18 protein-coding genes and 2 pseudogenes are annotated in these 20,770 nt (G+C 60.9%); 12 read left to right on the top strand and 8 right to left on the bottom strand.

Features of this window, described 5'->3' with window-relative positions:
- Positions 1 to 21: 21 nt before the first annotated feature.
- The 3 genes from HW556_RS14695 to HW556_RS14705 form a co-directional block, all read right to left on the bottom strand.
- Complete coding sequence (locus HW556_RS14695; protein ID WP_176900854.1) at positions 22 to 357, bottom strand: type II toxin-antitoxin system PemK/MazF family toxin; 336 nt, start codon at positions 355 to 357, stop codon at positions 22 to 24.
- Positions 345 to 602, bottom strand: a complete 258-nt coding sequence (locus HW556_RS14700) for an AbrB/MazE/SpoVT family DNA-binding domain-containing protein (RefSeq protein WP_019949559.1) — start codon at positions 600 to 602, stop codon at positions 345 to 347. Before HW556_RS14700 ends, HW556_RS14695 begins: the two co-directional genes overlap by 13 nt.
- A gap of 95 nt (positions 603 to 697) precedes the next feature.
- A complete protein-coding gene (locus HW556_RS14705; protein WP_176900856.1) occupies positions 698 to 964 on the bottom strand; it encodes a hypothetical protein in 267 nt (88 codons plus the stop codon).
- Between the two features lie 227 nt (positions 965 to 1,191).
- On the opposite strand from HW556_RS14705, the gene HW556_RS14710 reads away from it, so the two are divergent.
- On the top strand, positions 1,192 to 1,599 hold the full coding sequence (locus tag HW556_RS14710; protein WP_176900858.1) for a hypothetical protein: 408 nt from the start codon (positions 1,192 to 1,194) through the stop codon (positions 1,597 to 1,599).
- A 327-nt stretch (positions 1,600 to 1,926) separates the two neighbouring features.
- On the opposite strand, the gene accC is transcribed toward HW556_RS14710, so the two are convergent.
- Positions 1,927 to 3,438 (bottom strand): acetyl-CoA carboxylase biotin carboxylase subunit, encoded by a 1,512-nt coding sequence (gene accC, locus HW556_RS14715; RefSeq protein ID WP_176900859.1) that lies wholly within the window; start codon positions 3,436 to 3,438, stop codon positions 1,927 to 1,929.
- A 288-nt stretch (positions 3,439 to 3,726) separates the two neighbouring features.
- On the opposite strand from accC, the gene HW556_RS14720 reads away from it, so the two are divergent.
- Both HW556_RS14720 and HW556_RS14725 read left to right on the top strand, forming a co-directional pair.
- Positions 3,727 to 4,977, top strand: a complete 1,251-nt coding sequence (locus tag HW556_RS14720; RefSeq protein ID WP_176900861.1) for an aminotransferase class I/II-fold pyridoxal phosphate-dependent enzyme — start codon at positions 3,727 to 3,729, stop codon at positions 4,975 to 4,977.
- 240 nt (positions 4,978 to 5,217) lie between these two features.
- Positions 5,218 to 5,385, top strand: a pseudogene (locus HW556_RS14725) (histone H1); the annotation flags it as partial.
- A gap of 237 nt (positions 5,386 to 5,622) precedes the next feature.
- On the opposite strand, the gene tyrS reads toward HW556_RS14725, so the two are convergent.
- Positions 5,623 to 6,942 carry a tyrosine--tRNA ligase gene (gene tyrS, locus HW556_RS14730; RefSeq protein ID WP_176900863.1) on the bottom strand — a complete coding sequence of 440 codons (1,320 nt, stop codon included), beginning with the start codon at positions 6,940 to 6,942 and terminating at the stop codon, positions 5,623 to 5,625.
- Positions 6,943 to 7,130: 188 nt separating this feature from the next.
- Between tyrS and holA the strand changes: the two genes are divergently transcribed.
- The 3 genes from holA to HW556_RS14745 all read left to right on the top strand — a co-directional run bounded on the left by holA (position 7,131) and on the right by HW556_RS14745 (position 9,167).
- A complete protein-coding gene (gene holA / locus HW556_RS14735; protein WP_176900864.1) occupies positions 7,131 to 8,204 on the top strand; it encodes a DNA polymerase III subunit delta in 1,074 nt (357 codons plus the stop codon).
- A gap of 34 nt (positions 8,205 to 8,238) precedes the next feature.
- Positions 8,239 to 8,745, top strand: a complete 507-nt coding sequence (locus HW556_RS14740; RefSeq protein ID WP_317170536.1) for a GyrI-like domain-containing protein — start codon at positions 8,239 to 8,241, stop codon at positions 8,743 to 8,745.
- Between the two features lie 155 nt (positions 8,746 to 8,900).
- Positions 8,901 to 9,167: a hypothetical protein gene (locus HW556_RS14745; RefSeq protein ID WP_176900866.1), complete on the top strand. Its 267-nt coding sequence runs from the start codon at positions 8,901 to 8,903 to the stop codon at positions 9,165 to 9,167.
- Positions 9,168 to 9,314: 147 nt separating this feature from the next.
- On the opposite strand, the gene HW556_RS14750 is transcribed toward HW556_RS14745, so the two are convergent.
- The 3 genes from HW556_RS14750 to HW556_RS14760 all read right to left on the bottom strand — a co-directional run bounded on the left by HW556_RS14750 (position 9,315) and on the right by HW556_RS14760 (position 12,075).
- A complete protein-coding gene (locus tag HW556_RS14750) occupies positions 9,315 to 11,036 on the bottom strand; it encodes an alpha/beta fold hydrolase (RefSeq protein WP_176900867.1) in 1,722 nt (573 codons plus the stop codon).
- 291 nt (positions 11,037 to 11,327) lie between these two features.
- Positions 11,328 to 11,564 carry a hypothetical protein gene (locus HW556_RS14755; protein ID WP_176900868.1) on the bottom strand — a complete coding sequence of 79 codons (237 nt, stop codon included), beginning with the start codon at positions 11,562 to 11,564 and terminating at the stop codon, positions 11,328 to 11,330.
- Between the two features lie 19 nt (positions 11,565 to 11,583).
- Positions 11,584 to 12,075, bottom strand: coding sequence for a hypothetical protein (locus HW556_RS14760; RefSeq protein WP_176900869.1), 492 nt, complete (start codon positions 12,073 to 12,075; stop codon positions 11,584 to 11,586).
- 585 nt (positions 12,076 to 12,660) lie between these two features.
- On the opposite strand from HW556_RS14760, the gene HW556_RS14765 reads away from it, so the two are divergent.
- The 6 genes and pseudogenes from HW556_RS14765 to HW556_RS14790 all read left to right on the top strand — a co-directional run.
- Positions 12,661 to 15,828 carry a tetratricopeptide repeat protein gene (locus tag HW556_RS14765; RefSeq protein ID WP_176900870.1) on the top strand — a complete coding sequence of 1,056 codons (3,168 nt, stop codon included), beginning with the start codon at positions 12,661 to 12,663 and terminating at the stop codon, positions 15,826 to 15,828.
- 247 nt (positions 15,829 to 16,075) lie between these two features.
- A complete protein-coding gene (locus HW556_RS14770; protein ID WP_176900871.1) occupies positions 16,076 to 17,764 on the top strand; it encodes a TonB-dependent receptor in 1,689 nt (562 codons plus the stop codon).
- Positions 17,765 to 17,849: 85 nt separating this feature from the next.
- On the top strand, positions 17,850 to 19,031 hold the full coding sequence (locus HW556_RS14775) for an HU domain-containing protein (RefSeq protein ID WP_176900872.1): 1,182 nt from the start codon (positions 17,850 to 17,852) through the stop codon (positions 19,029 to 19,031).
- A 206-nt stretch (positions 19,032 to 19,237) separates the two neighbouring features.
- Positions 19,238 to 19,972, top strand: coding sequence for a MotA/TolQ/ExbB proton channel family protein (locus tag HW556_RS14780; RefSeq protein WP_176900874.1), 735 nt, complete (start codon positions 19,238 to 19,240; stop codon positions 19,970 to 19,972).
- A gap of 108 nt (positions 19,973 to 20,080) precedes the next feature.
- Entirely contained in the window at positions 20,081 to 20,485 is a 405-nt protein-coding gene (locus HW556_RS14785; RefSeq protein WP_176900876.1) for an ExbD/TolR family protein, read from the top strand.
- A 97-nt stretch (positions 20,486 to 20,582) separates the two neighbouring features.
- Positions 20,583 to 20,770 (top strand): annotated as a pseudogene (locus HW556_RS14790) (hypothetical protein); the annotation flags it as partial.

Raw genomic sequence — 20,770 nt, forward strand, 5'->3', positions numbered from 1 at the left:
GTAAACGGCAGGCGTTTTCCCTCAGTACTGGAACATTTCCTGCAGCCGGTCGCAGACGGCCTGTGCCGTGGCCTTGGGCAGCACGCCCAAGCGGCGCACCAGACGCGTTTTGCCGACCGAGCGAACGTGGTCGAGTGCCACTTGGCCCTCTTTGCCCTGAAAGGTGCAGTCCACCCGCGAGGGGTAGTCGCGCCGCGTGCTGGTGAGCGCGGCGATGGTGACCGTGCGCAGGTAGCGGTTCATCTCGTCGGGGGAGACTACCACGCAGGGGCGGGTCTTGTTGATTTCGCTGCCCTGGGTCGGGTCGAGGTTGACAAGCCACACCTCAAAGCGCAGCACGCAGCTTACCACTGCCATTCCGTGTCTTCAAACGCGTCCGAAAACCCCTCCAGCAGCTCGCCTTCCGGGGCGGGTCCCTGGGCCAAGGCGTGCTGAAAGCGTGCGTCCCAGTCCTGGCGGCGCGGCGCGGCCACAGGGGTGATGAGCAAGCCTTCTGGCGTGGGCCGCAGGTCGACCTCGCCGGCCAGATGGTATTGCTGCAGTAACTTCTTGGGCAGCACAATCCCCTGGGAATTGCCCACCCGAATCAGGCGCGTGTTCATAAAGCAAATGTATGTACAATGTAAGTACATTTGCGCCGCTCTCTTGGTTTCATTTCTCGGATACCGTTCCGAACGTTTTCCCAGACATTACTCGGCTACTGATAGCCGCCATCTGGACAAGTAGGAATGATAACGGCGCCACTTCGGCCCTCGGTGAGCCACAACTCTGCTTGCGGTTGAATCACGCCGTAAATATGCGGGTAATGGAGTTTAAGCCCCAGAAGGCGTGAACTCACGGCCGCTACCAGCTCACCGCCAGTCGAGGCAGCGGCTTCTTGCGTCAGCAATTCGTCGGCAACGGAATAGTGCCCAGCTTGGCGGAGGGTCAAGGCAATGGCTTCCACTGAGACCGGTGCGGGCATATCGAGTGAAAGGTACAGGTAACTATGAAATATTCATTCAATTGAACGGGCTGCGTTTAGCTTCAAGCCGTTTTTGTATAGAAGAATAATCAGCGGGGAGAACTCGCCTTGGTAAAGGCAGCCGGTGGAGTCAATTGTTGCTGCCTTGCGTAGTACCCCGCTGCGAGCGTTCTTTCCTGCTCAATAGCATGGGATAGTACCCGCTTCCTCTATTTTTCGACAACTGCATGGTGAAATCATGGCTGCTGCTTGTCTTGGTTGCGTTCGCGAAAGGGCTAGCCCTGTTGGCCCTGCTCTATGGGTATGTGAACCTCCACGTGCGGGGGCTCTACGATGACCCCACCCGGGCGCTGGCCGGCTACTTGCAATGGCGGGTGGGACTGCTTCTGGTCGGCTATTACGTGGCCTATGCCCTAATTACGAAGGGGCGGACGACCAGAAAGCGATTTGCCCTATTGTTTCTGTGGTATGTGCTTATGCTTACCATCCTGTCGCCCATCTATGCGTTCGTTTTGCTCATTAACTATTTTCCCATGATGGTCATTCTGCACCTGTTTCTGCTGGTGATTTTGGTGGAATGTGCTTTCAATGTGCGCCTGATCCGCAACTCTTTGGTTGACCACCGCTTGGCTTAAGGCGATGTGGTGGGTCATATTTTTGAACGCTCCTTTCTATGAACGGCAGAAATCAGTTCAGCACCTGGTGGCCAGCTGACCCCAATAGGGCAGGGCGAGTTTAAGAAACTCGTCTACGATTTAAAGTTTACGAAATGCCCGAAGGGGATGAGTTTCGTAAACGCCCAAAATGGAGCCTAGTCCCCGCCGAAGTACCACGCCGGCCGCGTCTCGTCATGAGGCCAAAACCTGCCACTATTCCAAATTGGGTTTGAGAACTACCATTACGCTAAGGGGGGAGGCATAAGCTTTTCCGTAAAGTAAGCCCGCCATTAGAACAGAATCTCTCTACCGCACCCCCAGTCGGTTCCGCTTCCAGGCCGAGCCGATAGCGGCTGCAGCCTCTGGGATGGCGGCCGTCGCGCCCGGCTTCTTGTCCGTGAGCAGCATGGCGGCCAGTACGGCGGCTACCTGGGCCGTGGCTTCGTCGGGGGTGACGGGCTTTAGGGCGTCGGCCGGGAAATGGTCGCGGATGAAGTTGGTGTCGAAATTGCCGCTCACGAAGGCGGGGTGGTTGAGCACGTAGGTGCCGAAGGCCAGCGTGGTTTCGATGCCAGTAATCTGGTACTCGGCAATGGCGCGCAGCATGCGGGCAATAGCCTCCTCGCGGGTCGCGCCGTGCACCACAAGCTTGGCAATCATTGGGTCGTAGTAAATCGGAATTTCCATGCCCTGCTCGAAGCCGTCGTCCACGCGTACGCCGGGGCCTTGGGGCCGCACGTAGGTGGTGAGGGTGCCGATATCAGGCAGGAAGTTGTTCTGCGGGTCTTCGGCGTACACGCGCAGCTCCAGCGAGTGGCCGGTTATTGTCAGGTCTTCCTGGCGGAAGGGCAGGGGCTGGCCCTCGGCCACCCGAATCTGCTCCTTCACCAGGTCGAGGCCGGTGATTTGCTCGGTTACTGGGTGCTCCACCTGCAGGCGGGTGTTCATCTCCAGAAAGTAGAAGTTGTGCTTATCGTCGAGCAGAAACTCCACGGTGCCGGCTCCGGCGTAGTTGCAGGCACGGGCCACATCTACGGCGCAACGGCCCATTTCGGCTCGCAGCTCAGGTGTGAGTACTGAGGAAGGTGCTTCCTCAATCACCTTCTGGTGGCGGCGCTGGATGCTGCACTCGCGCTCGAACAGGTGCACGATGTTGCCGTGCTCGTCGCCGAGTACCTGAATTTCGATGTGGCGCGGGCCGGTGACGAACTTCTCGATGAATACGGCCCCGTTGCCAAAGGCCGAAACGGCCTCGTTGATGGCCAGCTGCATCTGCTCCTCAAACTCGCCGTCGGAGTTCACGATGCGCATTCCCTTACCGCCGCCGCCGGCCGAAGCCTTTATCAGGATGGGAAAACCGACCTCGGCGGCAATGCGCCGGGCTTCCTGCACGTCGGAAATGGCCTCGGCAGTGCCGGGCACCAGCGGAATATTGTAGGCCTGCACGGCCTGCTTGGCCGAAAGCTTATCGCCCATAATGTTCATGGCCTCGGGCGAAGGGCCCACGAAAATCAGCCCGGCATCCGTGACCTGACGGGCAAACTCGGCGTTTTCACTCAGGAAGCCGTAGCCCGGATGGATGGCATCGACGCCCAGCTTGCGGCATACTTCCAGAATTTTGTCGCCGCGCAGGTAGCTGTCTTTGCTGGCGGGCGGGCCCACGCACACGGCCTCGTCGGCGTAGCGCACGTGCAGGGCATTGCGGTCGGCCTCCGAGAAGATAGCCACGGTGGCAATACCCATTTCCTTGGCCGAGCGGAGGATGCGCAGGGCAATTTCGCCACGGTTGGCAACGAGGAGCTTTTTGATTTTTGTCATGAGGTGGGTGGGAGCGAAGGGTGGGTAGCGAGTGAAACAGATCAGAAACAGAACGCCTTGCTTCGGCTTCGCTTAGCATGATGTTTCTACAGGCGATAATTAGCGTTCTGACACCCAAAGAAACGACCTTCCGGGCGCACCAAAAAACGGACAGGCTGAATTCAACTGGCGTTGGATACCTTGCAACGAAGGGTTACCTTTGCGGATTGCCATAACTTTGTACATCTATCGGTGGTTAAGTTCGCAATTGACCCCGTCGTTTCCGTTTCACATTCAACCCGTTCCCTCGTGGATCTATTTGAAAAGATTGCCGCCAACCGCGGCCCGCTGGGCACCCACTCGAGCTACGCGCACGGCTATTTCGCTTTCCCTAAGCTAGAAGGCGAAATCAAGCCCCGCATGATATTCCGCGGTAAGGAGGTGCTTACCTGGAGCCTGAACAATTACCTGGGTCTGGCCAACCACCCCGAGGTACGCCGCGCCGACGCTGAGGCGGCCGCCGAATTTGGCATGGCCCTGCCAATGGGCGCGCGCATGATGTCGGGCAACTCCAACCTGCACGAGCAGCTGGAAAACGAGTTGGCCGAGTTTGTGGGCAAGCCCGATTGCATGTTGCTCAACTTCGGTTACCAGGGCGTGGTGTCGATTATCGACGCTATGGTAGGCCGCCACGACGTGATTGTGTACGACGCCGAGTCGCATGCCTGCATTATTGATGGCGTACGCCTGCACGCCGGCAAGCGCTTTGTGTACGTGCACAACGACATGGCCGGCCTCGAGAAGCAGCTTGAGCGGGCTCAGCGCATCACCGACGTAAGCGGTGGCGGTATTTTGGTTATCACCGAGGGGGTATTCGGCATGTCGGGCAACCAAGGCGACCTGCGCGGGGTGCTCAAGCTGAAGGAGAAATTCCAGTTCCGTCTGTTCGTGGATGATGCCCATGGCTTCGGCACAATGGGCACTACGGGCGCCGGAACGGGCGAAGAACAGGGGGTACAGGACGGCATCGACCTTTATTTTTCGACCTTCGCCAAGAGCATGGCCAGCATCGGCGCGTTCGTAGCGGGGCCTGAGAACGTAATTGAATATTTGCGCTACAACATGCGCAGCCAGATTTTCGCCAAAAGCCTGCCTATGCCGCTGGTAGTGGGGGGACTCAAGCGGCTGGAGCTGTTGCGCACCAAGCCCGAGCTAAAGGATAACCTCTGGACCATTGTACGGGCCCTGCAGAGTGGCCTGCGTGAGAAAGGATTCAATCTGGGCACTACTTCCTCGCCCGTAACACCGGTAATGCTGGCCGGCCAAATTGGCGACGCGGTGCAGATAACCTTCGATTTACGCGAGAATTACGGCATTTTCTGCTCTATCGTGGTGTATCCGGTGGTTCCGAAAGACGTCATCATGCTGCGTCTTATCCCGACGGCGGTGCATACGCTCGACGACGTGGAGCAGACCATTAAGGCCTTTGAGATAGTGCAGGATAAGCTCTCGAAAGGGCTTTATTCCAAAACTGAAGCGCCTGTCTGGCTGACAGAGTAGCTTCGTCCCGCCTAAATGCAAAAGCCAGTTTCCTCCCCGGAAGCTGGCTTTTGCATTTAGCACTTTTTAAAGACAGGCTTGCTGCTCTTCGGGAGTGTATGGGTGGGGTATCGAACCAAAAACGCCTTCATGAGGCTGCAAGGGGGGTTTGAGAAAAAAACTTCGCAAGTTGCTTGTATTTGAAATCCCTGTATATTGGGACCGAATCTTTTCTCTTCCACACCACATACCCCCTCCCCAATGAGCAATTTTAGCAAACTGAAGGACCTAGTAATGTCGCTCGAAGGTGACTTCGAGAAGTTCTACGACAAGCAGAACTCGGCCGCTGGTACCCGCGTGCGTAAAGGCATGCAGGAGCTGAAGAACATGGCCCAGGAAATCCGCACCGAGGTGCAGAACAAGAAGAACGATGCTCCAGCCGCTCCGGCTGCTGCTGGTGCCAAGAAGGCTGCTCCGGCTGCCGCCAAGAAGGCTGCTCCTGCCAAGAAGAAGTAAGTAGCCCGGCCGCTCTGCGGCTGTTGGTATACCTAAAGAGGCTCCACCGAAATTCGGTGGAGCCTCTTTTTTGTGCTTTGGACTTCGTGGATAGTGCCTGGGTTGGCTTCTATATCAACGACCTAAGCACTACCCACGAAGCACTAAAGTCTACACCAACTTCAGCAGGAAGTAGTTCTTCTTGCCCTTCTGGGCCACGATGTACTGGCCCAGCAGCGGCGTTATGTCGGTTGCCAGTTGCTCGGGGTTGGCCTTTTCGCGGTTCAGGCTCACGCCGCCCGCCTGCATCATTTTGCGGGCTTCGCCTTTGGAGGGGAAAATGACGCCGCCGGTGGCCTCGCTTAGGAGGCTGATGACGTTCATTTCGGCCAGGTCGGCGCGGGGCACTTCTACGCGGGGCACGCCGGCAAACACGTCGAGCAGGGTGGCTTCATCGAGCGAGGACAGCTCGCCGCCACCGAACAGCACCTGCGAGGCGGCTAAGGCGGCCTCGTAGGCGCCGGCGCCGTGTACGCGGGTGGTTACCTGCTCGGCCAGGGCTTTTTGCAGGGTGCGCTTGTGCGGGGCTTCGGCGTGCTCGGCTTCCAGGGCCCCAATTTCCTCTTTGGTCAGCAGCGTGAACACGCGGATGAGGCGGGGCACGTCGGCGTCGGCGGCGTTGAGGAAGAACTGGTAGAACTGGTAAGGGCTGGTCAGCGAGCCGTCGAGCCAGACGGTGCCAGTTTCGCTCTTACCGTACTTCGTGCCGTCGGCCTTGGTGATGAGCTGGCCGGTGAGGGCGTAGGCTTTGGCGGGCTGTTGCACGCCTTCAGCCAGCTCGCCACCCATGCGGCGGATGAGCTCGGTGCCGGTCGTGATGTTGCCCCACTGGTCGGAGGCGCCCATTTGCAGGGTGCAGCCGTAGGTGCGGAACAGGTGCACGAAATCGTAGCCCTGCAGCAACTGGTAACTGAACTCGGTGTAGCTCAGGCCGTCGGCGCCCGAGTTTTCGTCGCCGCTGATGCGGCGCTTCACCGAATCCTTGGCCATCATATAGTTAACCGTCAGGTGCTTGCCCACTTCGCGCAGGAAGCCCAAGAAGCCGAATTCCTTGAACCAGTCGTAGTTGTTGACCACCAGCGCCCCGGTAGGCGAATCGTCGAACACCAGAAACTTCTCCAACTGCGCCCGGATGCCGGCCTGGTTGCGCCGCAAAGCTTCTTCATCGAGCAGGTTGCGCTCGGCCGATTTGCCCGAGGGGTCGCCAATCATGCCGGTGGCGCCGCCTACCAGGGCCATAGGCCGGTGGCCGGCGCGCTGCAGATGCACCAGCAACATAATGGTGGCCAGGTTGCCGATGTGCAGCGAGGGCGCAGTCGGGTCGAAGCCGATGTAGCCGGTGATGGGCTTGGCCGCAGTCAGGTGCTCGTCGGTGCCGGGCATCATGTCGTGAAACATGCCGCGCCAGCGCAGTTCTTCAATCAGGTCCAAGGAGGGAATGAATAAATGAGTGACTCGGGGAAGGAGCGACCCGGTGAATGAGTGAACAGACGCAAAGCCAGTGGCCGGTTGCGTAGAATTAGCAACAAAGGTAAAACCCATGATGGTACCTTTGGCTATCGGAGTTGGAAAGGCCCCGCCATACAATCCACTCGTTCACCCATTCACTCATTCACGCCTTGACTCTCTCGCCCGACGAAATCCTGGCTCAGCTTAAGCAGCGGCAGATTGCGCCCGTGTACTTCCTGCAGGGTGAGGAGCCGTACTACATCGATTTGCTGGCCGGTCTGCTCGAACAGCACGTGCTGCCCGAAGCTGATAAGGGCTTCAACCAGGTAATCATGTATGGCAAGGACACCGATGTGGCCGGCATTCTGGGCCAGGCCAAGCGCTACCCGATGATGGCCGAGCGCTCGGTGGTAATTGTAAAGGAGGCGCAGGCGGTGGCCGATCTGGAAACCGAGAAGGCCTGGCCGTTTCTGGAAGCCTACCTCAAAAATCCGCTGCAAAGCACCGTGCTGGTGTTCTGCTACAAGCACAAAACCCTCGACGCCCGCAAGAAGCTGGGCAAGCTGCTGGCCGGCGACAAGAAAACGCCCGCGCCGGCCGGCACCGTTCTGCTCACCAGCAAGAAGCTCTACGACAACCAGGTCGTTCCCTGGCTTACGGCCTACGTGCGCAGCAAGGGCCAGCAGATTACGCCCCAGGCCACCAATATGCTGGCCGAATACATCGGCGGCGAGCTGAGCCGGCTCACCAACGAGGTAGATAAAATGCTGCTCAACCTGCTGCCCGGCCACAGCATCGACGAGGACCTGGTGCAGCGCATGGTGGGCATCAGCAAAGACTACAACATCTTCGAGCTGCAGAGCGCGCTGGTGCGCCGTAACGTGCTCAAGGCCAACCGCATCCTGCTTTACTTCGAGGCCAACCCCAAAAACAACCCCATCATTCCCAACCTCACGCTGCTATTCAACTTCTTCTCGCGGCTGCTGGCCTTGCATCAGATAAATAACCCCAGCGAGGCTGACTGGCTGAAAATGGGCCTGCGCTTCCCCATCCAGCGCCGCGACTACCAGACTGGCCTCAAGGTGTTCGACTTCGGCCGCTGCCGCGACCTAGTGCATCTTATCCGCCGAGCCGACGCCCAGAGCAAGGGCATCGACTCGGGTTCGATGAGCGACGGCGAAATCCTGCGCGAGCTGGTGTGGCTGGTGCTGCACCCCGTACCGCTACACGCCGTGATAGGGTAGGGGCCGGCCGTATTTCGATTCCCCCTCAATGCCTGTGTCGGCCTTTCCCAATTTGCAGCCCCGCCTGTTCGATGCCCCCGCCCGCCGGCTAGTGGGCCAGCGCCTCGTTATGTCGCGCGAGCACGACCGAACGGCGGAGTTGTGGCGGGCCTTTATGGCGCGTCGCTGGGAAATGGAGGAGCCCATCGGCCCCAATTTATTTTCAGTGACGCAGTACCCGTCTGCATATTTCGCCTCTTATTCGCCGCGCACCGAATTTTGCAAATGGGCGGCTCTTGAAGTGTCGGCCGCAGCCCCGGTACCGCCAAATATGCAGGTCCTGACGGTGCCTGCCGGCCGATACGCCATCTTCGACTATCGGGGCTCCAGCCTCGACCCGCGCATCTTTCAGGCTATTTTGACGGAATGGCTGCCCGCTTCGGACTTCCTGCTTGACAATTCCAGGCCGCACCTGGAGGTGCTGGGCCCCGGCTACCGCAACGCCGACCCCAGCTCGGAGGAGGAAATATGGCTGCCCGTGCGCCCGCATCTTACCCCGTAGCTGGGCGGCTGCAAAACCGGCGCGGGCGAAAGAAAAGCAGGCTTCCGCCGCATAAACCGAAACTTCAGCTCTGGGATGGGGCCAGGGGTTGTGCTACCTTGCGTTGCAATCGGTCTGCATCCGCCACTCCGGCGGGCGCACCATACGTCCTCCTCATGCAGGTTCTCGACATCATTTCCCTCTCGCCCCAGGAAACTTTGCTGGTGGGCTACCCGACCGGCACGTTGCGGCCCGGCCCCTGGGAACTGCGCCGCAATGGCGAGCTGGTAACCACCGTGGACGTAACGGGCCAGGCCGAAACCGAGGCCGGCCAGAAAGGCAAGCTGGCCCCGCCCGGAGTGGTGATGTGCCGGGGCCACATCGATAAAAAAGCGTTTGATTTCACCCGCGACGAGGTGACGTTGGTACGAGCGAGCCAGTAAGGTGAGCCTGCTGGGGTCGTTACCCCGAACGTTGCTACCCAACCGGCCAATCCACAGTCTGGTTAGCTATGGGAAGTCCTGCTGGTCGGGCCTGTAGCTGTTAGCGAGGTGATAAGGTAGTGTCTCTAGAGGAGCTGCCACCCAGTATCAGGGCCGCGCCAGAAACTCCAGCACGGCCTGGTTGAAGGCCTCTGGTATCTCCTGGGGCGCGTAGTGCGTGGCGTTGGGTAAGATGAGCACTTCGCCTCGCGACAAGCTGCGGGCCAGCTCGCGGGTATGGGCCTTTAACACCAAATCATGCTCGCCCGCTACTACTAATACCGGGACCGAAACGGCGGCCAACTGCGCGAACTGCATCTGCGGTTCCTGGAGCAGCAGTTGGAGCAGGCGTGCGCGGTGAGGGGCCTGCGGGTCGGGATGGTGTTGGGCCTGACGGAGCTGCTCGCGGAACAGGGCCAGATAATCGGGCTCGATGGCGGCGGGAAAGAGGTTGGCACCCATGACTACGAGGCGGCGAACGGCAGCGGGGCGAGCCAGGGCTAGCGCCAGGGCCGTATTGCCGCCGTCGCTCCAGCCCAACACATCTACCGGGCCCAGGTGCAGACTATCGAGCAGCTGGGCCACATCCTGAGCAAACAGCTCGTAGGTGAAGGTGTCGGTGGTGGCGTCCTCACTGCGGCCCTGGGCCCGGGTATCGAGGGCCAGCACATCGTAGTGTTGGGCCAGCTCGCTCAGCTGGTGGCGGAACGCGGCTATCGACTGGCCGTTGCCGTGCAGCAACAGCAGCGGAGTGCCCCGGCCGTAACGCTCGTAGTAGAGCCGACCCCCGCGCACCGGCAGGTAGTGGCCGGCCGCAGGGTTGCGGCCGTACGGCACCGAATCGGGGGCGGGCCGCTGAGCAATGGCTGCCTGCTGTTCTTCCAGCGCTATAACGCGTTGCAGGTAGCGCAGGCTGTCGGGTAGCTGGGCGGCTGGTTCGGGAGCAGCGGCCGGAACCATCCGGCGGCCCTTCTGCGGGTACTCATCAAGCACGAGTTGCAGGCTGAGGTAGCCAGGCGTGGACTGCCAGCGGGAATGGCTTTTGTCGCGGGTGAGGATGGCGTGGCCCGGCCCCGGCACGGCCGACAGCGCAAAACCCGTGGCACTGTCGAGCCGGGCTTCGCTGCGCAGCCACTGGATAGTGGCCACCACCTCGCGCCGGTTCTGAATATACAGGCGGTAGGGCTCCAGATCAACTTCCACCCAACCCCGGGGCTGAGTGACAGTAAAGCGAATATCCTGGGTGAGTAGCGGCTCGGTAGGGCGGCCCTGCTTCACGTCGTACAGGTTCAGGCGTAACGTCACGGCCTGGAAGCGGTTGAAGGCCACGTGCAGGCGCAGGGTGAGCAGGTGGCAGTCGGGCGGTAGGGACAGCACGCTGCCCTGCTCTTTGGCCCGCTCATCCTGGCCCGCGCCGGGCTCGGTGTAGAGGCGGGCCATCATGAAGCTGCTGCTGCCGGTGCGCCCCGTGGTGCGGGTGCGCACTTTGCCCGGCCGCACCATTACGGCCGCTAAAGCAACAGCAACGGGCTGTAGCCGCACTGTGGCCCCGGCAGCCGGCGGCGCGGTGGCGGGCACGGCGGTGGTAGCGTATCCCACACCCGAAGCCAGCACCCGCGCCCCGGCTGCCACCGAATCGGGCAGCAAAAAGGCAAACCGCCCCGCCGAATCGGCCACCGTGCCGAAGGGCCGGCCGGCCACGCCCACCGAGGCAAACGGCACCGGCCGGCCCGTGGCCGCATCGAGCACCCGGCCGTGCAGGCGGGTGGTTTGGGCGAAAGAAAGGGGGGCGTAAGGCAGCAGCAGTAACAAGAGAAACCAAAAGCGCATGAGCAGCAGCAGAAATGTAATGGGGAGGGGAGCCTGCGCCGCAAGATAAAGTTGCCTGCCCGCTTGCGTACTTTCGGCTTATTGCTCGGTAAGCCGCTGCCCAGCCGGCATAGTCTGAAAAAACGAAGCCCCGGCTGCGCTAACAGCCAGGGCTTCAGGAAGTGTCTGGGCTCAGCCCTGTTCAGCTGAACAGGCAAGGCCGGGCACCCGCCCAGATTAGGCCGTAAGGGTGGCGCGGTGGGCGGCAATGCTGGCCAGCACATCCGTCAGCACATCTACCTGGGCCTGTACCTAGGCGGCATCCACAGTGCCCAGGAACCGGTCGGTGCCGGCGCTGGTGCTGTTATTTTTCATGATGCGCTTGCGCTGGGCCTGGAGTAGCTCCACGGCGTCGAGGGCGCCTTGCTGCTGCTGGGGCGTGAGGCCGGGCACGGCAGCCTGGCCATAGGCCGTCAGGGTTTCGCCGTCTTTCTTGGCCAGCGCATTGGCACCGCTGGTCTGGCTGCGGCTGGCCCGCTCGCCGGCCAAATCGAGGCCGGCGGGGCATTTAGTCGATTTTTGCTTGCACGTTGGGCGAAAAGGCGTGGTCCCGGTCGTAGTTGCTTAGCTCCTGGTAGAGTTTCTCATTGCTGTAACGCGCCAGCTTGCTGATTCCAACCCCACCGAATAACCCCAACATGAGGCCGTATCCGAGTGGAGTAACGGTGGTGGTAGTGGTACCGCCGTTGGAACTGGTTTTGGTGCCGGTTTGCGAGGCCACAAAGCCGATGGCCAACGCTCCCGTGCCCAGCCACAGCTTGCCACCGGTTTGGCGGCGGGCAAACAGCCGAATTACGCGCGTGGCCTGTTCGTTGCCGACGTAGCGTTGGTAGAGGTACTTTTTATAGGATTGGTCTTTGACCAGGCCGGGCTTAAGCAACGGAGTGGAAACTGCTTCGGCGGCTGGTGCAGCGGCGGGTGGCATAGTTTGCGCCAGGCTGGTAAAGGAAAGACCACCAAGTAAGGATAGGGTAAGAGTACTGCGGAGCAACAGAAGCATGCTGGGGTAAGAGAAGTATGGAGTTGGGAAGGTAGAATCCAAAGGTAATAAGGGCACTACAGTAATGGGCGGCATTTATTTATAGGGCTTAGAGCGTATTCGGGGATTTGGAAAGAACAACCTGTTGAGCTAAGCGCAGCACGACGGAAACGGCGTCTCAATAAAATCTGCCGCCATCGCTCGGCTGAGCCGGGTGGGGGGTAGGCCAGCGCCTCGACGGCCGCGTGCTGCTGCTGTGAGTCGGCCGCCGGGAAGTAGAACGTCGTCGAATCGCGTGGGTGGCCCTGGGCATCGGAAACGGCTGGGTTTTGCGGGTAGGGGCCGGGGGGAGTTGGGGAGCCACAGGCGGCCAACAGCAGAAAAGGAAAGAGGAAACAGGCGCGGCGCATAAGCAGGAGGGTAGGATACAGCTCACGGAGCACAAGGTAATGTTGCCTATCCAGCACACCAAACCACCCACCGCCACCGTTAAAACCGCCAGTAATGCCCATTCCGGGGCAACCCCGCCCGAACTTTTCGCTACTTTTGGGTTCCGCCCGTCGCCGCCAACCGTGCGCGGGGCCCTTTTTGCGCAACGACTCCTCGATGAACCTATTCCCCCGTCTGGCGCTGGCTGCCACCCTTGGCGCCGCCGCCCCGCTGGCCGCCTTGGCCCAGCAAACGCAGGTTTTTACCAATGATGAACGCTTTTTCCAGGAAGGCCTGGAGTTGTTCGACAAAGGCAAGTACGGGGCCGCCCAGCAGGCGTTTCGGCAGTACCAGGGCCAGGTAGAGCGCCGGACCGGCCAGCTGGCCCCCGGCCGCCTCGCCGATGCCGAGTACTACGACGCCGTATCCGGTCTGCAGTTGCTGCACCCCGACGCCGAGGACCGCATCCTGGCCTTTGCCGCCAACAACCCCGCTCACCCCAAGGCCAGCCAAGCCTACTTCGAGCTGGGCCGCTTCTACTTCAACAAGAAGGATTACGTGCGGGCCATCGACTACCTGCAGAAGGTGGGGCCCGACAACCTGAGCGAAGACCAGCGGGCCGAATCGGAGTTCAAGCTGGGTTATAGCTACTTCGCCCAGAAAGAATTCGACAAGGCCCGCCTGCAATTCGACCGCAACAAGGCTGGCAACCACCAGTACCGCTACGCCAGCGCCTACTACGCCGGCTACCTGGCCTACCGGGCCGGCGACTTTGAAGGTGCCCGCCGCGACCTGGCCACGGCCGAGCAGAACGACGCCTACCGCCCCGTGGTGCCCGCCCTGATGGCCCAGATTCTGTACAAGGAAGGCGACTATGACGGCCTGATTGCTTACGCCCCCGAGGCCCTGCGCCAGACCCCACCGCCGCAGAGTGCCGACGAGATTCAACTGCTGCTGGCCGATGCTTACTACCAAAAGCAGGATTTCAAGGAGGCCGCCGTGTATTTTGACAAGTACGCCGCCGGCCGCAAGAAGCTAGAGCCCGAGGTACAGTACAAAGTGGGCTACGCCAACTTCCGGCAGGATGACTTTAAGGGTGCCATTGCCAGTCTGAAGGGCGTGGCCGCCCGCCGCGACTCGCTGGGCCAGAACGCGGCCTATCACCTGGGCCTGAGCTACCTGAAAACCAACCAGAAGCAGCTGGCGCTAAACTCGTTCGGAGCCGCTCGCCAGCTTACGTTCGACAAGAATATCACCGAAAACGCCACGCTCAAGTACGCCCAGGTGAACTATGAGCTGGGCAACGGCCCCGAAACCATTGCCGCCCTCCGCGACTTCCCGAAGCGGTTTCCGCGCTCCAAGAACCAGCCGGCCGTCGATGATTTGCTGAGCGAGAGTTTCCTTAACTCCTCCGACTACGCCCAGGCCCTCAACTACCTCGAGAAGCTCGACGACCGGAGTACCAAGCTGAACACCACCTACCAGCGCGTGGCTTTCCTGCAGGCCGCCACGCTCTACAACGACAACCGCTACCAGGAGGCGCTGCCGCTGCTCGATAAGAGCCTGCGCTACCCCGAAGACGACGCGTTGCGCGCTGCCGCGCAGGTGCTCAAGGGCGACATCTACTCCTATGGCCAGCAGTACCCAGCCGCCATTACGGCCTATCAGGCCGCGGCCCGCACCAGCCGCCGCGCCGGCGCCGCCGACACCGATTACGACCAGAAGGCCCGCTACGGGCTGGGCTACGCCTACTACAACACAAAGGACTATAGCCAGGCCCGCCAGCAGTTCCAGGCCTGGTTGCGCGACCCGGTGGCTAAGCCCGCCGACGCCAACTACTACGACGTGACCCTGCGCCTAGGCGACCTCGCCTACCTAGCCAAGCAGTACCCCCAGGCCCTCGAGCAGTACGAACAGGTGATAAAGGCCAACGCCGCAGACAAGGACTACGCCTACTATCAGAAAAGCGTGGTGCTGGGCCAGATGGGCCGTCGTGATGAAGCTGCCGCCACCCTCAGCACCCTGCTCAAAACCACTCCCGGCTCGCGCTACGCCGACGACGCGGTGTACCAGCAGGCCCAACTCGATTACGAAGCCGGTGACTTCCAGGCCGCCGTCAATGGCTTCTCGCGCCTGATGACCAACCGGCCCAGCTCGCCACTCATTCCGCAGGCGCTGCAGAAGCGCGGCATTGCCTACCAGAACCTAAACCAGCACGACAAGGCGGCCGATGATTTCAAGCGGGTGCTGCGCGAGTTTGCGCGTACCAAATCGGCCCAGAGCGCCATCTACAGCCTCCAGGAAAGCCTAAGCGCCCAGGGCAAAACGGAAGAGTTCGACCAGTATCTGGCCCAGTTCCGGCAGCAGAACCCCGACAGCAAGGCCGCCGAGAGCGTGGAGTTTGAGGCAGCCAAGTCGCTGTACCTGGCCGAGAAGTACGCGCAGGCCATCCCGCGCCTCGAAGGCTACCTCAAGCAGTACCCGAGCACGGTGCTGGCCGCCGATGGCCGCTACTTCCTGGCCGACTCGTATCTGCGTACCGACCGCAAGGCCGAGGCCCTGCCGGGCCTGAAGGCCGTGGTGGAGGAGAACAAGAGCGAGTTCGTGAACCGGGCTGTGGGCCGGGTAGCCGATCTGGAGTTTGAAAACAAGAACTACGCCGAGGCCGCCAAGTACTACGCCCGCCTGCGGGAGGTGTCGCAAAACAAGCGCGAGGTGGCCAACGCCGGCATCGGCCTGCTGAAAAGCGCCTACGAGGCCGGCGACCTGGAAACCACCCGCCGCGTGGCCACCGAGCTGCAAACCCAGGGCGGGGCGGCCCTCAACGCCACCAACCTGGCACTGCTCTACCTGGGCAAGGCCAGCCTGAAAGCCGGCAACCTCGACCAAGCCGCCACCGAGCTGACCACGGCCGCCACTACGGCCAAGGACGAGAGCGGGGCCGAGGCCCAGTACCTGCTGGCCCAGACGCTGTTTCAGCAGAAGAAGTACCCCGAAGTCCTCGACGCGGCTTACAAGAGCAACGCCGACTTCGCCAACTACGACCTGTGGCTGGGCCGCGCCTTCCTGCTGATTGCCGACATCTATAAGGAGCAGGGCGAAATCTTCCAGGCCCGGGCCACGCTCAATTCCATCATCGACAACAAATTCCCGGTAGCCGAAGTGATAGCCGGCGCTAAGGAGCGCCTCGCCGCCCTGCCTGCCGACACTAACACCCCGGCGGCTCCTGCCACGCCTGCGTCCACCGGCAAAGGCACCTCCAAAACCACCAAGCCCAAAGCCCCCGCCCGCAACTCGCTCACGGCCCCCGCCGACTCTACCGCTGCGCCTCAAGACCAGCGCTGACCGGTGCAGGGATGCACTGTCTTGCGTTTTGTTGTCGAATGGTTCGCCAGCGAGCGGCTCGCCCAAGGGGTGCCCGGACCACGGGCAGTTCATCGACGAGATACAGGCGTGCGTCTTTAGAGCAATAGTTGAAGTACAAGCTTAAAATAAATTGATAATCAGCATTAAATAGGAGAGCAGTGCCGCTTGAATCAGTCGCTTAACCAACCGCTTGATTCCCGGCTTCCTACTATCCCAAGCCCCCAACATGACCCATAAACTGCTGGCTGCCGCCGCCCTGCTAACCGTTGCCGCCCCGGCCTTTGAGGCCCGGGCCCAGCGGACGCCCGGCAAGATTGAGGATGCCGAAATCGAGATTGTGAAGGAGCGGGTGAACGAGTTGCCCACGGCTACCCGCAACTTCGAGAAGGTGAAAATTGAGGCTCCGGCCAAAACCACTGCGGCCCCCAACTACACCTACCCCGACTTCCGGCTGCCGGCCGACAAGCTCAACCCCACGGTGCGCGTGCTCACCATCCGGCAGGAGCAGCTGCCCGAGCTGAGCGGCAACTACCTCAAGGCGGCCATCGGCAACTACGGCACTGCCTACGGCCGGGCCTACCTGCACAACAACCGCTCAGAAAACGCGAGCTACGGTTTCGATTTCAAGCACCTCTCATCGAGCCGCGGACCTATTGACCGCGAGAACTCGCGCCAGAGCCAGACCAGCCTGGGCCTGAACGGCGAAACCTACAGCGGCCCGCTGGTGCTGGGCGCCAAGGTGAACCTGGGCCGCGAGCGGTACAATTTCTACGGCTACAACCGCAACGTCATCGAGCTGCCCGAGGCCGACAGCCTCAAGCAGGTGTTCAAGCGGGCCGGCGTACTGGTGTACGCCCGCAACCGGGCCCGCGACGCGGCTTTCCAGTACGATTTGGGCCTGGGCTACAACTACTGGTCCGACGACTTCAAGGCCAGTGAAAGCAACGTGTACGCCACGCTGCGCTCGACCTATAAGCTGACGGAAACCAGTCGTGTGCGGGTCGATGGCGACGTGTCGTTCATCTCCCACAAGGATTCGCTGACCGATACCCGGCCCTTCTTTCAGGTGACGCCGGCCTTCGAAACCACCCTCAACCGCCTGAACCTGCGCGTGGGCGCCACGCTGGGCTATACCGGCGACACAATTAACGATGCCCGCCAGTTCAACGTGTACCCGGCGTTGCGGGCGGCCTACACCGTTACTGAAGACAAGTTTGTGGTATACGCCGGGCTGGGCGGAGGCATCCAGCGGGTTACGCTATACGACCTGAGCACCGAAAATCCCTGGCTGGCGCCCAACGTGCGCGTGGCCGACACCCGCCGCGGCCCCACCGTGTACTTTGGCTTCGATGCCACGCCCGCCCGCGCCCTGGAGGTGAAGGCTCGTGTAACGCTGTCCAACGACCAAAACCTGTATTTCTACAACAACTCGGCCCGCGACACTACCAAGTTCGAGCTGGTGTACGACCAGAAATCCACCCAGCTTTTCAACCTGCACGCAGAGGTGATGTACAATGCGGCCGAGAAGCTGCGTCTGGGCCTGAAGGCCGACTACAACGGCTACAACGTGAAAACGCTGGCCCAGCCCTTCCACCGGCCTAAGTTCCAGTCGGCGCTATTCGGCTCGTACAACTTCTACGACAAGCTGCGGGTCGGTGCGGAGTTGTACACGCTCAGCGCCAGCTACGGTACCGGGCTGCGTTCCGGCGGCGCTTTCCCCGGCAGTGGCCTGATCCGCGAAGCCCGCCTCACCGACACGGTAATCGACCTAAACCTGCGCGGCGACTACCAGCTGACGGAGCAGTTTTCCATCTTCGTGATGGGCAACAACCTACTGGGCCGCAGCAATATGCAGTACCTCAACTATCCGGTGAAAGGCATCAACGTGCTGGCCGGCGCGAGCTACCAGTTCTAGCGGCCCGTTGCCGAAAAAGCGGCATATCAACTCATCATTCCGTACATTTCGGTTTCTGTTTCCTGCTCCGACCGACTCCCTACCTATGCTAGCCGACCATATCCGGGCCCTGCTCCAGCACCACGACTGCGTTATTATCCCTGATTTTGGGGGCCTGATTGCCGACTATGCGCCGGCCCGCATCCATCCGGTGCGCCATACGCTGGCCCCCCCGGCCAAGCGCGTGGCCTTCAACCAGAGCCTGACCCGCAACGATGGGCTGCTGGTAGATGCGGTAAGTGCGAAGCTGAGCGTCAGCACGGCCCACGCCCGCGAACTGGTGCAGCAGGCCGTGCAGCGTATGCAGCAGGAGCTGGCAGCCGGCAACCGCACCGAACTGGGTGGGGTTGGCACGTTCCGGCAGGCAGCTGGCCGCGGATTGGAGTTTGAGTACACGGGCACCGAGAACCTGCTCGGCGCCAGCTTCGGGCTGCCCGAACTGGTATCGCGCCCGGTGCGAGCCACCGATGCGCTGCAGGCCCGCGAGCGGCCTACGATTACCCCGCAGCTCCGCACCCGCCGCCTCGGCCGGGTATGGCGCATGCTGGGCGTTACGGCCATTGCTGGTCTGGTGCTGTCGGCCAACTACATGTTTGCCGACCTGACTGGCTACCTGCCCGACGCCTTGCAGGGAATATCGCTGGCGCGGCCTACTGCCCCCGTAGCGGCACCGCGCCAGCAGGCCAGCCTGAGCAGCGCCGCTACCCATCTCACAGAAAGCACTGCCGCGCAGCCGGCCGATGAGCAGCCTACCGCCGCCTCAGTGGCCGATGAATGGTCGGTTGCTGCTGCCAGCACCACCCCGGCCGAACCGGCTCCCGTAGCCGCCCTGGCTCCGGCCAGTAAGCCCGCTGCCGCGCTAGTCGCCCTGCCCGACCAGGGCACTAAACCGGCTGCCCCGAAAGCTGCGGCTAAGCCTAAAGCGAAAGCGCCGGGCTGGGAGAAGGCTGCCGCTACCAATGCAACCGCCGGGGCTTCGGCCGCGACTGTTAATAAGCGCACGGGCCGGTTCTATGTAATTGCCGGTTCTTACACCACTCTGCTTAACGCCGAGAAGGGCCGCCAGGCACTGGTGCGGATGGGCCACCCGGCCCGCGTACTGCTGCCGGCGCCCGGCAGCCGGCAGTTCATGCTTTCGGCCGCCGATTTCCCCGACCGCACTTCCGCCGACCGTCAGGCCAGCATCCTGCGCAAGCGCATGGGCGACCTGTGGATCAAACAATATTAAGATCAGTGCTTAGTTGATAGTGCCTAGAAACTCGTCATCCTGAAAAAGCCGTACGTTTCCCCGACAGCCCGCGTCAGCACGACGAACTGGTTGCGGGGAAACATACTGGCTTCGTCAGGATGACGTTCTTTTATTCACTTGCCCAACCACTAAGCATCCATTTTCATTAGCCTACGCACTCTCAACCAAGCACTACGCCCTAACGAATGACGCTTCTGTCTCTGTTTCTGCAACTTCAGGTGGGCGACCCCACAGCAGTACCTGCTGGCTCGCCCGCAGCCGCCGACTCGGCGGTAACTGCCGCCAACCAGGCTGTGGCCGAGGCCTCGGGCCTTTCGCTGATTGACCTGGTTATAGCTGGCGGCTGGATTATGGTGCCGCTGTTTCTGCTGCTCTTCCTCACGATTTATATCATGCTTGAGCGCTACCTCACCATCCGCAAGGCGGGGGCTGTGCCCGAGTCGTTTATGCCCGGCATTGGCAACCTTATGGTAAAGGGCGACCTGCAGGGTGCTAAAATGCTGTGTGCTCAGAATCCTACGCCGCTGGCCCGCATGATTGAGAAGGGCATCCGGCGGGTGGGTTTGCCGCTGAGCGAAATTGAAACCAGCGTGGAAAACGTGGGCAAAATCGAAATTGCCCGCCTCGAAAAGAATATCAACGTGCTGGGCATCGTGGCCGGCATTGCGCCCATGCTGGGCTTCGTGGGTACGATTATCGGGGTAATCAAGATTTTCTACGCCATCAGCTCGACCGGCGACTTCGGCATTGCCCAGATTTCGGGTGGTCTCTACACCAAAATGGTGACCTCGGCGGCCGGCCTCATCATCGGCATCATTGCCCACATCGGCTACCACTGGCTCAGCATCATGGTCGAACGTATGGTGTTCCGTATGGAGCACTCGGCCGTCGAGTTCATGGACATCCTGCAGGACAACTAGAATTTTTGAGCTGTTAGATAGTAGCTGTTAGCCGTTGGCCTGATGTTCAGGCAACAGCGTAGCAGCTACTCGCTAACAGCTACTAGCTCTCAGCTAACAGCTTAAAAAATGAATCTCAGCCGGCGCCGTAAGCTTTCATCCCACGTCGAGACCAGCTCGATGAACGACATCATGTTCTTCCTGATGCTGTTCTTCCTGATTGTGTCGACGATGGTGAACCCGAACGTGATTAAGCTCATGCTGCCCAATGCCCGCTCGGGCAAGCAGGCCATGAAGCAGCCCATCACCATTTCGGTGGATGCGGGCGGCACTTACTTCCTCGACCGCACGCCCATTACGCCCACCGAGCTGGAGCCCGAACTGGCCCGCCGCATCACCGGTCTCGAAAGCCCTACCGCTGTACTACGGGTAGATGCTTCGCTGAATGTGCAGAAACTGGTCGATATCCTCGAAATCGGCAACCGACTCAAAATTAAAATGGTGATGGCCACCCAGGCCCAGCAGGGGAAATGATTTTTAGAGCTTAGGTATGGGGGGGCAGGTCGTTCTAAGACCTGAAACAAAGTCCTTCCAATCAAGCCCTACTACTTAAACCCGAAGCCCTAACGAAATGGAATACCGCGAAGAACACCGGCGCGAGGCCCTTATCGGAACCGTGATTTTTCACGTGGCCCTGGCGGTGCTGTTCTTTTTTGCCGTGTTCAAGGGCCCCGACCCGCCGCTGGAAACGTTGGGTGGTGATGGCGTGGAGCTGAACTACGGAGTGGATGAGGTCGGCTCGGGTGATATTCAGAGCCA

The sequence above is a fragment of the Hymenobacter terrestris genome (assembly GCF_013377905.1).
GTDB classification, from domain to species: domain Bacteria; phylum Bacteroidota; class Bacteroidia; order Cytophagales; family Hymenobacteraceae; genus Hymenobacter; species Hymenobacter terrestris.

Coding starts and splice junctions, on each gene's coding strand:
- HW556_RS14750 (WP_176900867.1), bottom strand. CDS start 11,036: ATGCGCTTTTGGTTTCTCTTGTTACTGCTGCTGCCTTACGCCCCCCTT.
- HW556_RS14775 (WP_176900872.1), top strand. CDS start 17,850: ATGCTAGCCGACCATATCCGGGCCCTGCTCCAGCACCACGACTGCGTT.
- HW556_RS14785 (WP_176900876.1), top strand. CDS start 20,081: ATGAATCTCAGCCGGCGCCGTAAGCTTTCATCCCACGTCGAGACCAGC.
- HW556_RS14710 (WP_176900858.1), top strand. CDS start 1,192: ATGGTGAAATCATGGCTGCTGCTTGTCTTGGTTGCGTTCGCGAAAGGG.
- accC (WP_176900859.1), bottom strand. CDS start 3,438: ATGACAAAAATCAAAAAGCTCCTCGTTGCCAACCGTGGCGAAATTGCC.
- HW556_RS14700 (WP_019949559.1), bottom strand. CDS start 602: ATGAACACGCGCCTGATTCGGGTGGGCAATTCCCAGGGGATTGTGCTG.
- HW556_RS14760 (WP_176900869.1), bottom strand. CDS start 12,075: ATGCTTCTGTTGCTCCGCAGTACTCTTACCCTATCCTTACTTGGTGGT.
- HW556_RS14780 (WP_176900874.1), top strand. CDS start 19,238: ATGACGCTTCTGTCTCTGTTTCTGCAACTTCAGGTGGGCGACCCCACA.
- HW556_RS14770 (WP_176900871.1), top strand. CDS start 16,076: ATGACCCATAAACTGCTGGCTGCCGCCGCCCTGCTAACCGTTGCCGCC.
- HW556_RS14695 (WP_176900854.1), bottom strand. CDS start 357: ATGGCAGTGGTAAGCTGCGTGCTGCGCTTTGAGGTGTGGCTTGTCAAC.
- HW556_RS14745 (WP_176900866.1), top strand. CDS start 8,901: ATGCAGGTTCTCGACATCATTTCCCTCTCGCCCCAGGAAACTTTGCTG.
- HW556_RS14765 (WP_176900870.1), top strand. CDS start 12,661: ATGAACCTATTCCCCCGTCTGGCGCTGGCTGCCACCCTTGGCGCCGCC.
- HW556_RS14705 (WP_176900856.1), bottom strand. CDS start 964: ATGCCCGCACCGGTCTCAGTGGAAGCCATTGCCTTGACCCTCCGCCAA.